This is a genomic window from Saccharopolyspora rhizosphaerae (assembly GCF_003931915.1).
In the GTDB taxonomy this organism is placed as follows: domain Bacteria; phylum Actinomycetota; class Actinomycetes; order Mycobacteriales; family Pseudonocardiaceae; genus Saccharopolyspora; species Saccharopolyspora rhizosphaerae.
This window is the reverse complement of the sequence record NZ_RSAA01000006.1, coordinates 145,462-161,966: the sequence shown is the minus strand read 5'-3', so window position 1 is coordinate 161,966 and position 16,505 is coordinate 145,462. Positions and strand designations below refer to the sequence as shown.

19 protein-coding genes are annotated in these 16,505 nt (G+C 69.0%); 8 read left to right on the top strand and 11 right to left on the bottom strand.

Annotated features, from left to right (window positions below):
- Nucleotides 1-289 precede the first annotated feature (289 nt).
- Entirely contained in the window at nt 290-1,879 is a 1,590-nt protein-coding gene (locus EIL87_RS06320; RefSeq protein WP_125089222.1) for an L-lactate permease, read from the top strand.
- Between the two features lie 106 nt (nt 1,880-1,985).
- On the top strand, nt 1,986-2,153 hold the full coding sequence (locus tag EIL87_RS26765) for a hypothetical protein (RefSeq protein ID WP_158628601.1): 168 nt from the start codon (nt 1,986-1,988) through the stop codon (nt 2,151-2,153).
- 68 nt (nt 2,154-2,221) lie between these two features.
- Here the strand turns inward: EIL87_RS26765 and EIL87_RS06315 are convergent, their stop codons facing one another.
- Nucleotides 2,222-3,016, bottom strand: a complete 795-nt coding sequence (locus EIL87_RS06315) for a thioesterase family protein (protein ID WP_158628600.1) — start codon at nt 3,014-3,016, stop codon at nt 2,222-2,224.
- 133 nt (nt 3,017-3,149) lie between these two features.
- Between EIL87_RS06315 and EIL87_RS06310 the strand changes: the two genes are divergently transcribed.
- From EIL87_RS06310 to EIL87_RS06300, 3 genes are read left to right on the top strand one after another with little or no spacing between them, the layout of a single operon-like run.
- Complete coding sequence (locus EIL87_RS06310) at nt 3,150-4,328, top strand: LLM class flavin-dependent oxidoreductase (protein ID WP_125089220.1); 1,179 nt, start codon at nt 3,150-3,152, stop codon at nt 4,326-4,328.
- Between the two features lie 33 nt (nt 4,329-4,361).
- A complete protein-coding gene (locus EIL87_RS06305; RefSeq protein WP_125089219.1) occupies nt 4,362-5,309 on the top strand; it encodes an alpha/beta hydrolase in 948 nt (315 codons plus the stop codon).
- Nucleotides 5,309-6,895 (top strand): flavin-containing monooxygenase, encoded by a 1,587-nt coding sequence (locus EIL87_RS06300; protein ID WP_125089218.1) that lies wholly within the window; start codon nt 5,309-5,311, stop codon nt 6,893-6,895. The genes EIL87_RS06305 and EIL87_RS06300 overlap by 1 nt, the downstream gene beginning before the upstream one ends.
- Before the next feature lie 730 nt (nt 6,896-7,625).
- Here EIL87_RS06300 and EIL87_RS27355 read toward each other — a convergent pair.
- The 8 genes from EIL87_RS27355 to EIL87_RS06260 form a co-directional block, all read right to left on the bottom strand.
- Entirely contained in the window at nt 7,626-7,898 is a 273-nt protein-coding gene (locus tag EIL87_RS27355; RefSeq protein WP_267898831.1) for a gas vesicle protein K, read from the bottom strand.
- 122 nt (nt 7,899-8,020) lie between these two features.
- A complete protein-coding gene (locus EIL87_RS06290; protein WP_125089291.1) occupies nt 8,021-8,251 on the bottom strand; it encodes a gas vesicle protein in 231 nt (76 codons plus the stop codon).
- Nucleotides 8,252-8,261: 10 nt separating this feature from the next.
- Complete coding sequence (locus EIL87_RS06285) at nt 8,262-9,047, bottom strand: GvpL/GvpF family gas vesicle protein (RefSeq protein WP_125089217.1); 786 nt, start codon at nt 9,045-9,047, stop codon at nt 8,262-8,264.
- Nucleotides 9,044-9,502, bottom strand: a complete 459-nt coding sequence (locus EIL87_RS06280; protein WP_456114894.1) for a gas vesicle protein — start codon at nt 9,500-9,502, stop codon at nt 9,044-9,046. Before EIL87_RS06280 ends, EIL87_RS06285 begins: the two co-directional genes overlap by 4 nt.
- Before the next feature lie 46 nt (nt 9,503-9,548).
- On the bottom strand, nt 9,549-9,812 hold the full coding sequence (locus tag EIL87_RS06275; RefSeq protein ID WP_125089216.1) for a gas vesicle protein GvpG: 264 nt from the start codon (nt 9,810-9,812) through the stop codon (nt 9,549-9,551).
- Nucleotides 9,813-9,821: 9 nt separating this feature from the next.
- Nucleotides 9,822-10,571 carry a GvpL/GvpF family gas vesicle protein gene (locus EIL87_RS06270; protein WP_125089215.1) on the bottom strand — a complete coding sequence of 250 codons (750 nt, stop codon included), beginning with the start codon at nt 10,569-10,571 and terminating at the stop codon, nt 9,822-9,824.
- The gene (locus EIL87_RS06265; protein ID WP_125089214.1) at nt 10,571-10,966 is read right to left on the bottom strand and encodes a gas vesicle structural protein GvpA; all 396 of its coding nucleotides are present in this window, start codon (nt 10,964-10,966) and stop codon (nt 10,571-10,573) included. Before EIL87_RS06265 ends, EIL87_RS06270 begins: the two co-directional genes overlap by 1 nt.
- 48 nt (nt 10,967-11,014) lie before the next feature.
- Complete coding sequence (locus tag EIL87_RS06260; RefSeq protein ID WP_125089213.1) at nt 11,015-11,368, bottom strand: gas vesicle protein GvpO; 354 nt, start codon at nt 11,366-11,368, stop codon at nt 11,015-11,017.
- Nucleotides 11,369-11,850: 482 nt separating this feature from the next.
- Here EIL87_RS06260 and EIL87_RS27915 point away from each other — a divergent pair, with 482 nt between their 5' ends.
- The gene (locus EIL87_RS27915; protein ID WP_125089212.1) at nt 11,851-12,198 is read left to right on the top strand and encodes a DUF6131 family protein; all 348 of its coding nucleotides are present in this window, start codon (nt 11,851-11,853) and stop codon (nt 12,196-12,198) included.
- A 223-nt stretch (nt 12,199-12,421) separates the two neighbouring features.
- Nucleotides 12,422-12,835, top strand: a complete 414-nt coding sequence (locus tag EIL87_RS06250) for a nitroreductase family deazaflavin-dependent oxidoreductase (protein WP_125089211.1) — start codon at nt 12,422-12,424, stop codon at nt 12,833-12,835.
- Between the two features lie 167 nt (nt 12,836-13,002).
- On the opposite strand, the gene EIL87_RS06245 is transcribed toward EIL87_RS06250, so the two are convergent.
- Together EIL87_RS06245 and EIL87_RS06240 are read right to left on the bottom strand one after the other, a co-directional pair.
- Entirely contained in the window at nt 13,003-13,734 is a 732-nt protein-coding gene (locus EIL87_RS06245) for an IclR family transcriptional regulator (protein WP_125089210.1), read from the bottom strand.
- Nucleotides 13,735-13,788: 54 nt separating this feature from the next.
- Nucleotides 13,789-15,135: an MFS transporter gene (locus tag EIL87_RS06240; RefSeq protein WP_125089209.1), complete on the bottom strand. Its 1,347-nt coding sequence runs from the start codon at nt 15,133-15,135 to the stop codon at nt 13,789-13,791.
- Nucleotides 15,136-15,335: 200 nt separating this feature from the next.
- Between EIL87_RS06240 and EIL87_RS06235 the strand changes: the two genes are divergently transcribed.
- The gene (locus tag EIL87_RS06235) at nt 15,336-16,502 is read left to right on the top strand and encodes an acyl-CoA dehydrogenase family protein (protein ID WP_125089208.1); all 1,167 of its coding nucleotides are present in this window, start codon (nt 15,336-15,338) and stop codon (nt 16,500-16,502) included.
- Nucleotides 16,503-16,505 lie beyond the last annotated feature (3 nt).

Here is a 16,505-nt window from a genome sequence, read left to right as displayed (position 1 = left end):
ACGAAGCCGCTGCCCGCGATCGCCAGCAGCTGACCACCGAGGTGCCCTGGTCTTCGCAGCGCGCGGTGGTCAGCTGACCGGATCGTGCCGGCAGTCCTCCGCGCGGATCAGTGGAGTCCGCTGCCAACCGAGTAGCGCGTCGAGAACCACCTCCGCGAAGCGGGCAATTCGCCGAAAGTGGTCGGAAGTGCCCGTGCGTCAGCTGTTTTCGTTGTGCTCGTGTGACTTGTCTCGGGTGAACGGGCCGTTATGTTGCGCCGGAACGGTTCGACGCCTCGAGGGAGTGCTGGTGTACCAACAGGTCTTGGATCCGCTGTTCGGCTCGCTGGGGGTGAGCGCGCTGGCCGCGGCGCTGCCGCTGCTGGTGCTGTTCGTCCTGCTGGGCATCGTTCGGATGGCGGCGTGGAAGGCCTCGCTGATCTCCTTGGGCGTCGCCCTGGCCGTGGCGGTGTTGGTCTACCCGATGCCGGTCGGCCCGGCGGTGCTGTCGGCGACGTTGGGCGCGGCGTTCGGGTTCTTCCCGATCCTGTGGATCGTGATCAACGCGATCTGGGTCTACAACATGACCGTCCGGACAGGGCACTTCGACGTCCTGCAGCGGACCTTCTCCCGGGTCAGCGGGGACCGGCGGATCCAAGCGGTGATCATCGCCTTCTGCTTCGGGGCCCTCCTGGAAGCGCTGGCCGGGTTCGGCACGCCCGTCGCGATCACCACGGTCATGCTGCTGGCCCTGGGCTTCTCACCGATCACCTCGGCGGTCGTGTCCCTGGTCGCCAACACCGCGCCGGTGGCCTTCGGAGCGCTGGCCTCGCCGCTCGTCACCTTGTCCAGCGTCACCGACCTGCCGCTGGCCGAGCTGGGCGCGATGACCGGCCGCCAGACGCCGATCCTCGCGGTGTTCGTCCCGGTCGTGCTGGTCGGCATCATCGACGGCTTCAGGGGCGTCCGGGAGACCCTGCCTGCCACCTTGACGTGCGGCACCACCTTCGGCTTCGCCCAGTTCGTGGCCGCCAACTACCTCTCCGTGCCGCTGGCCGACATCGTCGCCGCGCTGGTGGCCGCCGGGGCCACGGTCCTGCTGCTGAAGGTGTGGAGCCCGCAGGGCTCCGAGGAGACCGGGTCGAGCACGCAGACCGACTCGCGGGCGCAGGTGGTGCGCGCCTACGCGCCGTACCTGATCATCATCGCGGTGTTCGTCGTGGCCCAGATCGGTCCGGTCAACGACCTGCTCGACGCCGTGACGGTGAAGTTCAACTGGCCCGGTCTGCACGTGGCCAACGCAGCTGGCGAAGAGCTGTCGATGACCGAGTTCAAGTTCAACTGGCTCACCAGCGCGGGCAGCCTCCTGCTCATCGCCGGGCTGCTCAGCATCCCCGCCCTCGGGATCAGCGCGCACGACTCGCTGGAGCGCTACTTCGCCACCTACGCCCAGCTGAAGTGGCCGATCGTCACCGTGATGTCCGTGCTGGCCATCGCCTACGTCATGAACGCCTCCGGGCAGACGGCCACGCTCGGCAACTGGATGGCCGGCGCGGGCGGCGTGTTCGCGCTGATCGCACCGGTCCTGGGCTGGCTCGGCACGGCGGTCACCGGCTCGGACACCTCGTCCAACTCGCTGTTCGGCGCGTTGCAGGTCGCCGCCGCGAACAAGGTGGGGCTCGACCCGGTCCTGGCCGCTGCGTCGAACGGGTCCGGCGGCGTGCTCGGCAAGATGATCTCGCCGCAGAACCTCGCCATCGCTGCCGGCGCGGTCGGCATGTCGGGCCGGGAAGGCGACATCTTCCGCCGAGTCCTGCCGTGGAGCCTCATCTTCCTGGTCGCGATGTGCGTGCTCGCCTACCTGCAATCCCTCCCGGTCCTGGCCTGGATGGTGCCGTAACAGCAGGGCCCCTGGCGATCTTCCGCGGACCCCACCCGGCATCCTGGTGGGGTCCGCGGAGGTTCAGGCGCAGGACGAGGCGCCTGCCGACCACAGGGGGAAATGCATGAGCACCGAGAACGAGCGTCCGGAGATCGACCTGTCGCGGGACCCCAATCCCGGCGTACCCGACCACGCCCGCCCGGAGGGCGCCGGCGTGGACCCGCTGATCGACCTCTCCCGCGACCCGAACCCGGGCAAGGCCGACCACGCCAAGCCCGAAGACGAGGACTGAAGGCCGTTGCTGAGCCGTCCCCGCCTACCGGGGACGGCTCAGTCGTGTCTTCCGGCGGTCAGCCCGGCTCAGCGGCCCTCGAGGGCGTTGCCGGAGAGGGCGAGCTGGCGGCTTTGGGCGACGAGGCGGCCTCGGGAGTCGTAAACGAACGCGTCCTCGTTGAACCAGCCGTCGGGGTGGAGCGCGTCGCAGCGCGTGTAGCCGGCGACCGGGCCCGGGGCCGGGAGGGCGCGGAGCTGGTAGGTCAGCTCGACGGTGGGGCACCAGCCGGTGTGGCCCAAGCCGAGGATGGTCGGCGGGAGCAGGTCGACGGCGACGATCAGCGACAGCGGGTTGAAGTCGGTGCCGTCGGTGAGCTCCATCCAGCCGCGGACCTCGCCTTCGCTCGTCTCACCGCGCAGGAAGGCGGTGGAGTGCGGGTCGAGCCGGACGTCGATGTTGCCGAGCAGTCCGCCTTCGGTCGGCAGGCGGTGGTCGTCGCACTCGTGCAGGGGCTTGATCGGAGGCTGCTGCGTCGCCTCCCACTCGTGCGGTGCGTCGGTGAGCTCGCCCGCGGTCACGGTGGCGTCGATGCAGACCTTGCCGCCTTGGACCAGGCGCGCGTGCACGGTGGTGAACAGGCGCCCGCGCTTGACCGGTTCGGTGCGCAGCTCGACCTCACCCGCGTCCGGTGAGCGCAGGAAGTGCGCGCTGACCGCGAGCGGGTGCGGCCGCTCGGCGGCCGTCAGCGCTGCTCTGGTCAGCAGCGCCATCATGTACCCGCCGTGCGGGTTCTTCCCGATCGACCACTCGTCGTCCAAGGTGGACGAGTAGACGCCGTCGCGGGTTCCCACCACGGTCGTCGCCTCGGCGAAGGAACGCATGCACCGCACATTACCTGCTCGAACCAGTTCCGGAACACGTTCCGGTCCGCCGCGCTCTCCGTCTTGCAAAGGATCATCCGATGCTGTGACGTGGGTTACGCACGTCAGTTGATCGCCGTCGAAGGAGCTGGTGATGAGCAGGTTGCGGTTCGGCGTCTTCCTCGCCCCGTTCCACCCAGCAGGGCAGAACCCGACGCTGGCCATGCAGCGGGACCTCCGCCTCGTGGAACACCTCGACGACATGGGTTTCGACGAGGCGTGGATCGGCGAGCACCACTCCGCCGGCAGCGAGATCATCGCCTCGCCCGAGATCTTCATCGCCGCAGCCGCGGAACGCACCCGCCGCATCAAGTTCGGGACCGGCGTGACCTCGGTCAGCTACCACAACCCGCTGTGGGTGGCCGACCGGATGGTGATGCTCGACCACCTGACCCGCGGCCGGTCGATGCTCGGTGTAGGCCCCGGCTCGCTGCCCACCGACTCGGCGATGATCGGCCTCAACCCGACCGACACCCGCGAACTGCTCGACATCAACTTCGACATCATCATGCGGCTGCTGGCAGGCGAGACCGTCACCGAGCAGACGCCGACGCACAAGCTGGTGGACGCGCAGCTGCAGCTGCGGCCCTACACCGAGCCGCGCTTCGACGTCGCCGTGGCCGCGGTCGCCTCTCCCACCGGCCCGCGGCTGGCCGGACGGCACGGGACCGGGCTGCTGTCCATCGGCGCCACCCTCACCCAGGAGGGCTTCGACGCGCTGGCCCACCACTGGAACGTCGTCGAGGAGCGCGCCGCCCACTACGGGCAGCCCACGCCGGACCGGTCCGGCTGGCGGCTCGTCGGGCTCATGCACATCGCCGAAACCCGCGAGCAGGCTTACAAGGACGTCGAGCACGGCATCGAGCAGTGGTTCACCTACTTCCAGAAGGTGGCCGCGTTCCCGCAGATGGCGGTGGACGGCTCCAACATCCGGGAGATGATCGACTTCATCAACGAAGCGGGCATCGGCGCGATCGGCACTCCGGAGGACGCCCGCGCGCAGGTGCAACGACTCGCCGACCAGTCCGGCGGCTTCGGCGCCATGCTGCTGCTGGCCCACGAGTGGGCCAACCCGGAAGCCACGAAGCGCTCCTACGAGCTCATCGCCCAGGAGGTCATGCCGCACTTCCAGGGGCCGGGTCTCAGCCACCACGAGTCGACCCTGCGCGCCAAGGAGCGCGCCCGCGACACCCGCAGCGGCCACGCCGAGCAGCAGCTGGCCGCGGTCGAGCACATGACCGAGAAGTACGCCAAGGAAGTCGCCGACGGCTGACGAGCCGCGGTCGATGTCCGGAGGAGGACGCGCATGCCGTTGGAACCCGCCTCTCAAGCCTTCCTGGCCGAGTTGGCCGAATCAGGTGACCCGCCCATCCACGAATCAACGCCCGCGATCGCCCGGATGAGCGGGCCGATCTTCTCCGGTCTCAGCGGCCCGGGACCCGAGGTCGCCTCGGTGCGCGACCTCAAGCTCGACGGTGGTGGCGGCCCGTTCCGCGTCCGGGTCCTGCGACCGGAGGGAGAGCCGCGCGCCGTGCTCGTCTACTTCCACGGCGGCGGCTGGGTCATCGGCGACATCGACTTCCAGTACGACCACCTCTGCCGCCGGCTTGCGAACACGACGGGCGCGACCGTGGTCATGGTCAACTACCGCAAGGCGCCGGAGCACCCGTTCCCGGCCGCCGTCGACGACAGCTGGACCGGGTTGAACTGGGCGGCCGAGCACGCGGCGGAACTCGCCGCGGACGGTGCTCCGCTGATCGTGGCCGGGGACAGCGCGGGCGGGAACATCGCCGCGGTGATGACGCTGCGGGCGCGCGAGCGCTCCTGGCCGGCGATCGACTACCAGGTGCTGGTGTACCCGGTCACGGACTGCGACTTCGACCGGCCCTCCTACGTCGCGCCGGAGAACCAGCTGCTGCTGAACCGCGACACCATGCTGTGGTTCTGGGACCACTACCTGCCCGACGAACGGGTGCGGCAGCACCCCGACGCCTCACCGCTGCGCGCGGAGAGCCACGCGGGACTGCCTCCCGCGCTGGTGTACGTGGCCGAGCACGACCCGCTGCACGACGAGGGCGTCGCCTACGCCGAAGCGCTGCGGGCCGCCGGGGTCCCCGTCGCGCTGGAGGAGGCCGAAGGGCAGATGCACGCCTACTTCCAGATGGTCAACGTGCTGCCCGGTGCCGAAACCGGGTTGGAGCTGGTCGCCAAGCACGTCAACGAGTTCACCGACCGGTTCCGGGAGGCGATCTGATGCCCGACCACGACGCGATCATCATCGGAGCCGGCTTCTCCGGCCTCTACCAGCTGCACCGGCTGCGCGAGCTCGGCATGTCCGCGCGGGTCTTCGAAGCCGGTGGCGACGTCGGCGGCACCTGGTACTGGAACCGGTACCCGGGCGCACGCTGCGACATCGAAACGATCGAGTACTCCTACTCGTTCGACCCCGAGCTGGAGCAGGAGTGGGAGTGGCGCGAGCGCTACGCCGCGCAACCCGAGCTGCTGTCCTACGCCCAGCACGTCGCCGAGCGCTACGACCTGCGCGCGGACATCACGTTCAACACCCGCGTCGAGGCGCTCGACTGGGACGACGAGGCCGACGAGTGGACCGTGACGACCGACGACGGTGCGCGCTGCACCGCGCGGTACGTGATCGCGGCGACCGGCTGCCTGTCGGTGCCGTCGAAGCCGGAGTTCGAGGGACGCGAGGACTTCGCGGGGGAGCAGTACTGGACGTCGAGCTGGCCGCACGAAGGCGTGGACCTGTCGGGCAAGCGCGTCGCCGTGATCGGCACCGGCTCCTCCGGCCTGCAGACGATCACCGCCATCGCTCCTGAAGTGCGGAGCCTGGTGGTCTTCCAACGCACCCCGTCCTACGCGATCCCCGCCCGCAACGGGCCGATCGAGGACCGGCTGCGCGAGGTCAAGACCCGCTACCCGGAGTTCCGCGAGCTGAGCCGCATGGCGAAGGTCGGCATGCAGTGCGGGGAGGAGAACACGCAGTACTACGTGGACTCCGACCCGGACACCGTCCAGCGCGAACTCGAAAGGCGTTGGCTGGACGGAGGTCTCTGCTACACCCAGACCTTCCGCGACATCCTGATGGACGCCGAGGCCAACGAAGCCGCCTCCGAGCACGTGCGCCGGCAGATCCGGGAGAAGGTCCACGACCCGGAACTGGCGCAGAAGCTCACGCCGGTGTCCTACCCGGTCGGGTCGAAGCGGATGTGCGTCGACACCGGCTACTTCGAGACCTACAACCGCGAGAACGTGTCCCTCGTGGACATCAACGACGAACCGATCCGCCGGATCACCCGGCGGGGGATCGTCGCGGGCGACACCGAGCACGAGGTCGACGTGATCATCTTCGCGACGGGGTTCGACGCGATGACCGGCGCCCTCAACGCCATCGACGTCCGCAGCGGTGGCACGACGTTGCGGGAGAAGTGGGCTGACGGGCCGCGCACCTACCTCGGCCTGATGTCGGCGGGGTTCCCGAACCTGTTCATGATCACCGGTCCGCAGAGCCCGTCGGTGCTGTCGAACATGATGACCTCGATCGAGTACCACGTCGACTGGGTCACCGACGCGCTGCGGCACCTTCGCGACCGCGGCAAGCGCCGCATGGAGCCCGACCTCGCCGCCGAGGACAACTGGGTCAACACCACCAACGACGTCGCCGACCTCACCCTCATGCCCTCCGCCGCGTCCTGGTACATGGGCGCCAACATCCCGGGCAAGAAGCGGGTCTTCATGCCGTTCGTCGGGGGAGTGGGCACGTACAAGCAGGTCTGCGACGGCATCGCCGTCTCCCACTACAACGGCTTCGAACTCGTCTGAGGGGACGCACCCCACACCCGAGCCGTCGGCGCCCCACAGGCGCCGACGGCCCAGCCCCAAGTCCTGCCCAGGGCTGCGCGGGAGGCTCTCGAAAGCGTTCCCCGACAGCCGCGCAGGGAGCCCCCTCGACGTTCTCGCGAAGTTCGAGGCCCGAAGTTCCCCGTCAACTTCGCGAGAACGTCGAACCCGAGACCCAGCCCGCCACCCCGCAGGCCCTGAGACGGCCCGCGGGGAGCCCTCGTTCCAGGCGCGGGACTCAGTCTGCCCCGCAGGCATGGGGCGTGCTGCGGCCAGGCTGCTCCAGCTGTGGTTGATACCACGCCCGCACCACCGCAGGCCCTGAGCCGCCGTTCCAGGTGCGGGGACCCAAGTCCGCACTGCCGCCAACACTGGTGCGGCCCGCGGCAGAAGCTGCTTCTTCAGGTGTGGGACTCAAGACTCGGTCTGCCCCCGCAGACACCGAGGGACGCCCGCGGCGCCAACAGTGCTCCAGGGTGGGCGCCAAGCCCGCACCACCGCAGGCTTTCAGGCGGCCGCGGCGGGAGCTGCTGTGTCAGGTGTGGGACTCATCCGGCACCGCCGCAGGTTCCGAGCGGCGTCGTGGCGAGTACGCCGCGACGCCGCGTACAGGAAGGAATGCTCAAGGAGTGGCGCACGGAGCCACGGAGCCACGGAGCCGCTCAGGTCCTGCCACCCGCGCCGCTGAGCCAGCAACCCCCGAAGAACAAGATCACCGGGGGAGGAGGTTGCCCAGGGGACCCAGGTCCAGGTTGAGGTCTTCCGGGGTCAGGTCGTAGCGGTCGCGGAGTTCGGTCATGCGATCTTCGAGCAGCATCAGGGTCAGGCCGATGCGCTCTTCCTGGTCATCGGTGAGGTTTCCCGCTTCGACCCGGCGCAGCGCCTGCTTCTCCATCAGCTGCCGCAGCAGCTCGATGATGGTCAGCACGAGCTTCATGAGGTCCCGCTCGACGCTGTCCTTGTCGGTGTTGATGCGGTTCTCCACGCGTTGGACCGCCTGGGACAGCGCCTCGTTGACGTCCTCGGGCGAACGCTCGGCATCACCGCTGGAGGTGCTGGTCGGCGCCTTCTCGTCGTCGGTCATGGTGGGCTCTCCGGGTTCGGTGGTCACGGCGGGTCGTTGCTGAAGGGGTTCCACGCGGTGCCGTCGCGCTCGGCGACTGACGTGATCAACGCGCGCAGCGAGATGTGCACGAGGTCGACCTCCGCGATCGACAACGTCAGGTCGCCGGTCAGCACCACGCCTCCGGCGAGCAGCCGGTCGAGCAGGTCGACGAGCGCGATCTCCCGGTCCGCCGAGGGGAGGTCGTCGGAGGCCGCGAAACCGCGGCCGAACACCGGCTCGCTGCTACTCACCTGACTCCGCCACCTCGACCTGGTCCGGCATGAAGGAGTAGGGCGCCCAGGGGCCGCTGAGCTGCAGCGAGCAGCCCGGGTGTTCCTCCTCCAGCTCGGCGAAGCGGCGGAGGAAGCGCTCCTGGTCGTCGACCGGGACGAGGTAGGCGACGTTGAGGACGTTCTGGTCCCGCGTCCCGGTGAGCTCGCTGCTGAGCACGCGGTGGCGGTGGCGTGCTTCGGCCAGGTCGGCGAGCTCGGCGTCCACGGCAGCGGCGCTCTCCTCGGCCTTCTGCAGCGATGCTTCACGGGAGTTGCGCTGGTCGAGGCGGCGCCGCAGGTAGTCCCGGCCGGACGCCGCGGAGCTCTGCTCCGCGCGCGCCGGTTCCTGCTGCCGCTGCTGCGGTGCGAAGACCTTCACGCCCCACTCGAACCGGCCTTCCAGCCGGTCCAACGCCTCGCTGAGGCGCTGCTCATCACTGCGCAAGACCTCGGTCACCCGGGCCTGCTCGCGGTAGACCGTGGCCAGCCGCAGCGGCACGATCGCCGCGTGGCGGGCGACCTCGTCGACGACCGCGTGGTGGGCCCGGGCGACGTCAGCCAGCCAGTCGAGGTCCTCCAGCCGCTCCTGCAGGCCCGCTTCGGTGAACTCCTCGGCGCTGACCGGGCTCGTCAGGGCGACGAGGTCGCCGTGCGCCACCGCGTTGACCGGTGCTCCGCCGATGCCGCGCAGCGACGGCAGCACCTCGCGGTCGAAGGGACGTGTGACCGCGTAGCAGTAGTACACCGTGTCCGTCACTTCTCACGCCTCCGCTCCCGGGGCCGATCACCTCGCGCGCGGTCTCGGGACGGCCGCTCGGTGCGTTCCTCCGGCCGCGAGACCGCTTGTTCCAGCGCCGCGAGGCGTTCGCGCAGCTCGTCGTTCTCGGCCTCGAGCTCGTCGGTGCGCGTGGTGCGGCCCTCGATCTCGCCCGTCCTCCGGTTGTCTCCCATGCGGCCCGAGGACAGCGAGGGGTCGTGCTCCCACCAGTCGATGCCCATCTCCTTGGCCTTGTCGACCGAGGCGACGAGCAGCCGGACCTTGATGGTGAGCAGCTCGATGTCGAGCAGGTTCACCTGGATGTCGCCCGCGATCACGATGCCCTTGTCGAGGACCCGCTCCAGGATGTCGGCGAGGTTCGCACCGTTCGCCGAGGTCGTCGACCGCTCGGGGCTCCCGCCGAGCAGTCCGTCACGTCGTGCCGGTTGGGTCACGACATCCTCCTCGCCTTGCTGCCGGCACTCGCCGGGCGGACCGGGATCACCCGTCCCGCCCGGCGGTACCGCTGTCGTCGCTCAGGCCGGCCTCGAGTTCGTCGAGCCGGTCCAGCAGCTCGTCTTCCCGCGCGTCGAACTCGTCCTCGCTGATCAGACCCTCTTGCAGGTCTTGCTCGAGTTGGACGAGCTCTGCGCGGATGTTCCGCACCTGTTCGCGCTCGGCGGCGTCCAGGAGCTGCTCCACGGTCCAGCCCACGCCCCGCACGGGCGCGAGCGGCAGGAGGAACACCTCTTTCAGCAGGCCCATCGCGACTCATCACCTCGTCCGGGCTGCGCCGGCTTCTGCGGGGTCGGTGAAGCTGTACGGCGGGAGCGGTCCCCGCGCGCGGAGCTCGAAGAGCTCCGCCCAGGTGTTGCTCAACTCCGTCACAGCGGCGTCGAAGGCCTCGACGTCGCTCCGCTCCACCAGGAACGAGGCGTTGACGAACGCTCCATCCACGGCCGGGCCCTCGCGGTGCCGGACGGCGAACGGTGCCAGCGCATCGATGATCGTCTTCGAGTCCTGGCCTTCGCGTGCTTGGACCGCCTCGGACACCTGCTCACCGAACTGGAGGCGCTCGTCGTAGGTGCCGCCGCCCTCCCGTTGCATCTGCTCGTTGCGCCGGCGGAGCGCGTCGTTGTTGAGCAGGACGTGCTGCAGCACGGCGTCTTCGAGGTGGCGCGCCTTCACGTTGATCTCCACCCGGTCCGCGAGCTCGTCGAGCAGGCGCGAGTAGCCCTGGGCGTTGCGCGACACCTCTTCGGCGACGGCCGCGTCCCCTTGGCCGACGATGCCGAACTGCATGGGCAGCGTCGCTCCCTGAGCGCACAGCCGCTCCAGGACGGCTTCGTGGGCCAGCAGGTCGCGCCTCTTGGCACGCAGCTGTTCCGGTGCGTCGCTGACCACGGCGATGAGGTCACCGGCTTCGACCGCGCGCACGGGTGCGCTCGGCGAGCCGACGCCGGTGACGCCGTCCAGCTCTCGCGGATGGGTGCTGGCGACCACTCCGTACACGTAGGTGTTCATCAGGACTCCTCACGCGCGCGGGACGTGCGCTTCTGGCGCCGCTCGTTCTGCGCGCCTTGGAACGTCTCGGACAGGGACTCGGCCGCGCCGGTCAGCGCACCTTTGGTCTTGCCCTTGGCGCCCTTCTCCACGGAGTTGCCCACGAGGTCGGGCAGACCCGAGGCGTTGGTGGCGTTGGTGAGGTCGAGGCGGTTGCACGCCTCGGCGAAGCGCAGGTAGGTGTCCACGCTGGCCACCACGATCCGCGCGTCGACGGTGAGGAGTTCGATCCCCACCAGCGAGACGCGGACGAACACGTCGATCACGATTCCTCGGTCGAGGATCAGCTCGAGGATGTCGTAGAGGTTGCCGGAGCCACCACCACGGCCCCCGGACTGCTGCACTGCCTGGGTCATCAGCTTCCTTCCTTGGTCGGCACCGGCGTTGTCGCGTGGTCGGGGCACCTACTCATCGAGACGGCCTCGTGAGTAGCGGCGGACCCGTTCGTAGCCGATGAGGTCCCCGTCGGAGTCGAGGTGCACGGAGTAGGTGGCGAGGATGCTCGTCGTGTCGGGGACACGCGGGGTCTCGACCACCTCGACGTTCAACTGCCAGCCGTCCCCGGTCTTGTTCAACGCGGAGATCGACTCGCTCTCCATGCCGATGAGCTCCTCCAACTGCTCGCGTGCTTTGCGGACGAGCACGACGGGCTTGACGCGCGGTCGACGTTCCTCGCGGGGTTCTCGGGATCGACGTTCCGCGCGCGGTTCGTCGGACTCGTCGTCATCCGCGTTCTTCGAATGTGCACTGCGTGTCATGGAAAGAGATCAACTCCCGTCGATCCACGCGGGTCGTGAAACGTGTCTTGCTCTTCGAACGCGGGTCTTCCGAAGTGATGTGCTCCGAATTCCCCGAAGCTCGAAGGGCACCCGTGGACATACCCCGGCATCCGAACCGGGAATCCTCGGATCACCGAATTCTTGGATCGACCGCTCCGCGGGAGCACCGGCTATTGCCGGTCCCTCGATTGGCTTTGACGCGAAGCCTACACACGGCGACGAGTGCGCAACAAACACGAGTCCGCGGGCCCTCGTGGCGACACGAAGATCAACATTTGACCAGGTGAGAGCGCCGGGTGTGAAAAGCGCACGGCACGGGACGCTTCCCTGGTCCACAGTGGAGGAATGAATTGATCCGGAAATGATCTTCGTGGATCGATTCGACCGGCCATCGTTGGTCGCAGGGGTGTAGTGCGCATCACTGCGAACGGATGTTTGAGCGAAATCGAGCCGGGGAAGGCATGTTCTTCTCGAACGTCACCGGGGCATTCTTCGTCAATTCTTTTCGTGACGCGATCGGCCCGGCCCGCGTGGCGGCAAGGCGCGCCTTGATCGAAGCGGGTGTCCGGCGTCACCCCACCCAGGAGGTTAGGAGCGGGGTGTGCGGGTATTCGGATCTCGATCCCAACAATCGATCTCCGGAGCGTTTACTGATGATCACTCTTGGTGTCATCCTCCTGATCCTCGGCGTGCTGCTGAAGATCTCGATCCTCACGACCGTCGGCGGCATCCTGCTGCTGGTGGGAGTCGTGCTGTTCGTGTTGGGCCGCGCGGGCACGAAGGTCGGCGGACGCAGCCACTGGTTCTAGGCGGCTCGCGCCTGCGCTCTCCCGAGGAAGGCGTTCCTCACGAGGGCAGGATCCCACCGCGCGCAGGGGCACGGTCGCCGTGCCCCTGCGCGCGGAACCGCCTCGGACAAGCCCCGCCGCACGCCGTCCTCCGGCGGACCGGCGCTCGCACCGGAGTGCGGCGGTGGTCGGAGGCCGGGAGGATGTTGGCGGGAACTGCTCCGTCACAGATCTGAGGTGGGTCATGACCAGCGCAGCTGAGTGGAACCAGAAGATCATCGACGAGTTCCGCCGGAACGGGGGCCGGGTCGGCGGCCAGTTCGAGGGAGCTCCCATGCTCCTGCTGCACCACGTCGGCGCGAAGAGCGGCACGACCCGGGTGAACCCGCTGATGCACCAGGAGACCGACCACGGCTGGGCGGTGTTCGCCTCCGCCGCCGGTGCCGAGGAGAACCCGGACTGGTACCACAACCTGCGCGCGAACCCCGAGGTCGAGATCGAGCTCGGGACGGAGACCATCCCGGTCCGCGCACGCGTCCTCGACCGCGCCGAACGCGACCTCGTCTGGGAAGAGCAGAAGAGGCGGTACCCCGGCTTCGCGGACTACGAGAGCAAGACCTCCCGAACGATCCCCGTCGTCCTGCTCGAACGCCGGTAGGTCCTCTTGTTCGTGAGCGCTGTCTGCGGCTCCGTGTCCGTGCGCCACTCCTGGTGCGGACCGACACGGCATCGCGGTGCACGTCACGAACCCGCTCACGACTTGGGCGTGCGAGCTGAGTCCCCACCTGAAGACGAGGAGCTTCTGACGGCTCCCGCGGGGGGCGGTCAGCGGTCGGTGAGGTGGTGGGAGACGTCGCGGGCTGCGGTGCGGGTGGCCTCGGCGATCTCGGTGACGATGTCGGCGACGCGCGTGGTGGGGCCTGCGACCGCGATGGCCGCGACCACGCGGCCGCTGTCGAAGATCGGCGCGCCGACCCCGCTGATGTCGGGCAGCGTCTCTCCCCGGTTGATCGCCACGCCCTCCTCGGCGATCTGCGCCAGCTCGCGGCGGACCTCCTCCCGCCGCGGAAGGTCGGTGAGGTGGCTCTCGCGGAACCGCTCCGAGCCGAAGGCGAGGAAGCACTTGCCCGAACTGGTCGGGTGCAGCGGGCGTCGAGTGGACAGCGGGGCGGAGTAGCGGATCGGCTGGGTCGATTCGAGGGTGTCGGTGTACACCACGGAGCCACCGACCAGCGTGGCGAGCATGACGGTCTCGTTGAACCGCTCGTGCAGGCGCTCCATCGCCGGGCGGGCGGCTTCCGCCACGGTCGGCGGTGCGGCGGCGAGCAGAGCACCGACCGCGGGACCGATGGTGTACGTGCCGTCGTCCTCGCGCAGGTAACCGGTGGCGACCAGCCCCTTGACCAACCCGTGCAGCGAGGAGCGGGGTGCGTCCAGCTCCGCGGCGAGCGAAGCCAGGCGGACGCCGTTCCGGTGCGTCGCGGCGAGTTCCAGGATGGTCGTGATCCGCGAAACGGTCCGGTGCGCCTTCGCCGCTCCCGTCTCCGCAACTGGCACTGCATCCCCCGTCGTGCTCGGTGACCTCGATGGTGCGAACCTACCGTCGGCGGATCAGGACGGTTCGGCGACGGCTGCCGGGGACCGCTCGGCAGCCGCTTCGACCGCCTTCCGCTGGTCGAACAGCGCGCCCGCACCGATGAACGCCGCACCGGCGACGAACATCAACGACACCGCCCACGTCGCGTTCCCCGGCGTTGCCGTGACCAGGGCGAGCGCGGCCACCGGCGCGAGTCCGCCGGAGAAGGCGCCGCCGACCTCGCGACCGGTCCCCAGCCCCGACACGCGGGTGCGGGTGGGGAACTGCTGCGAGAGGAACGCTCCCTGGGCGCTGAGCATCGACGGCACCACGACACCGGTGGCCAGCACCAGCGCGGTCCAGATCAGCACGTTCTGCCCGGTGTCGAGCAGCCAGAAGAACGGGAACGCCAGCGCCGCGGTGGCCACGGAACCGACGAGGATGACCCGCTTGGCGCCCACGACGTCGCACACCCTGCCGGCGATCGGCACCGTGAGGATGGCGCAGGCGCTGGCGAGGGTGATGCCGAACGCGCCGACGTTGGCGGGCACGTCGCGGAACTGGGTGAGGTAGGACAGCGAGAACGTCTTGAAGATGTAGCTGACCCCGTTGTAGCCGAGGGTGACCGCCATGACGACGGCGAGCCCGCGCCAGTCCGACCTGAGCATCGACCGCAGCGGCTGCACCTGCTTGCGCGCGGCCTTGGAGCGGACGGTTCGCTCGAACTCCGGTGTCTCCGGCATCCGCCTGCGCACCCAGAACCCGAGGCCCACCAGCGCGAAGGTGGCCACGAAGGGGACGCGCCATCCCCACGAGAGCAGGAAGTCCTCGTTCAGGCTGGTCAGGACCGTGACGGTGAGCGAGGAGGCGAACAGGCCGATGTTGACCCCCAGCGCGGGGAGCGATCCCCGGAAGCCGCGGCTCTTCGCGTCGGCGTGCTCGTAGGCCACGGCCGTCGCGCTACCCAGTTCGGCACCGGCGCCCAGCCCCTGGAGCACGCGCAGCACCACCAGCAGGACGGGGGCGGTCACGCCGACCGTGGTGTAGGTCGGCAGCAGGCCGATGAGGCCCGAGGAGATGCCCATCAGCAGGAAGGTCGCCGACAGCACGTTCTTGCGGCCGAACTTGTCGCCGAGGGCCCCGAACAGGATGCCGCCGAAGGGTCTGGCCAGGAAGCCGACCGCGAACGTGGCCATCGAGGCCAGGGTCGCCGCGGCCGGGTTGCCCGCCGGGAAGAACAGCTTCCTGAAGACCAGCGCGGCCATCGAGGCGTAGAGGTAGAAGTCGAACCACTCCAGCGCCGAACCGATCACCACGGCGGGCCCGACGGCCGTGCGGGAGGGCGGATTTCGTGGTGTCGATCCAGCACGGCCCAGCGCCATTGCTCACATCCTCGGGGATCGGAGTGGGGAGCGACTCGATCGTTCGCAAATACGAACGATGTGTTCGAATCGCGAAGAACGTAAGAAGTGAACCGCATCACTGTCAAGTGGTTGACAGGCCGAGTTCCGCGGACCAAAGTCGTTCCCACAACCGCGTGTGCGTTCGGATATACGAACACACGTCCCCGGGAAGGACCACCATGCACTTCGAGCTGTCCGCGGACCAGCAGGACCTGCGGGCGGGTGCGCGTGAGCTCGCCCGAAGCTTCTCCGACGAGTACTGGGCCGAGTGCGACGCGGACAACCGGTTCCCGTGGGAGTTCTACAACGCCTTCGCCGAAGGCGGCTGGCTCGGCATCGCCATCCCCGAGCAGTACGGCGGGGGTGGGCTCGGTGTCCTCGAAGCGGCGCTGCTGCTGGAAGAGGTGGCGGCCTCCGGTGCCGGCATGAACGGCTGCAGCACCATGCACCTGACGATCTTCGGGCTCAACACGATCGTCAAGCACGGCAGCGAGCAGCTGCGCGAAGAGATCCTGCCCGCCGCCGCGGACGGGTCGCTGCACGTCTGCTTCGGCGTGACCGAACCCGACGCCGGGACCGACACGACGCGGATCTCCACCTTCGCCGAACGCGTCGACGGCGGTTACGTCATCAACGGCCGCAAGGTGTGGATCACCAAGGCCGGCGACTCGCAGAAGATGGTGCTCATCGCCCGAACGACCCGGCGGGAAGACGTGACCCGGTCGATCGACGGCATGTCGCTGTTCCTCATCGACATCGATCCCCGGCACGTGCACCTGAGCCCGATCCCGAAGCTCGGGCGCAACGCGGTGTCCTCCTACGAGGTCGTGATCGAGGACCTGTTCGTGCCCGACAGCGCCCGCGTTGGGGCGGAGGGTGAGGGGTTCACCTACCTCCTGGACGGGCTCAACCCGGAACGCATCCTGCTGGCGCACGAAGCCCTCGGCATCGGCCGGGCCGCGCTGGACCGAGCCGTCCGCTACGCCCGGGAGCGGGTCGTCTTCGACCGGCCGATCGGGCAGAACCAGGGCATCGCCTTCCCGCTCGCCGAGGCGGCGACCCGCCTCGACGCCGCCGAGCTCATGGCCCGCAACGCCGCCTGGCGCTACGACCAGGGCCTGCCGTGCGGGAAGGAGGCGAACATGGCCAAGTGGCTGTGCGCCGAAGCCGGTTTCCAAGCAGCCGACCAGGCTGTCCAGACCCACGGCGGCATGGGCTACGCCCGCGAGTACCACGTGGAGCGCTACTTCCGGGAATCGCGCATCCTGCGGCTCGCGCCGGTGAGCCAGGAGATGGTCTTGAACTACGTGGCCCACCACGTCCTCGGACTGCCGAAGTCCTACTGAGCG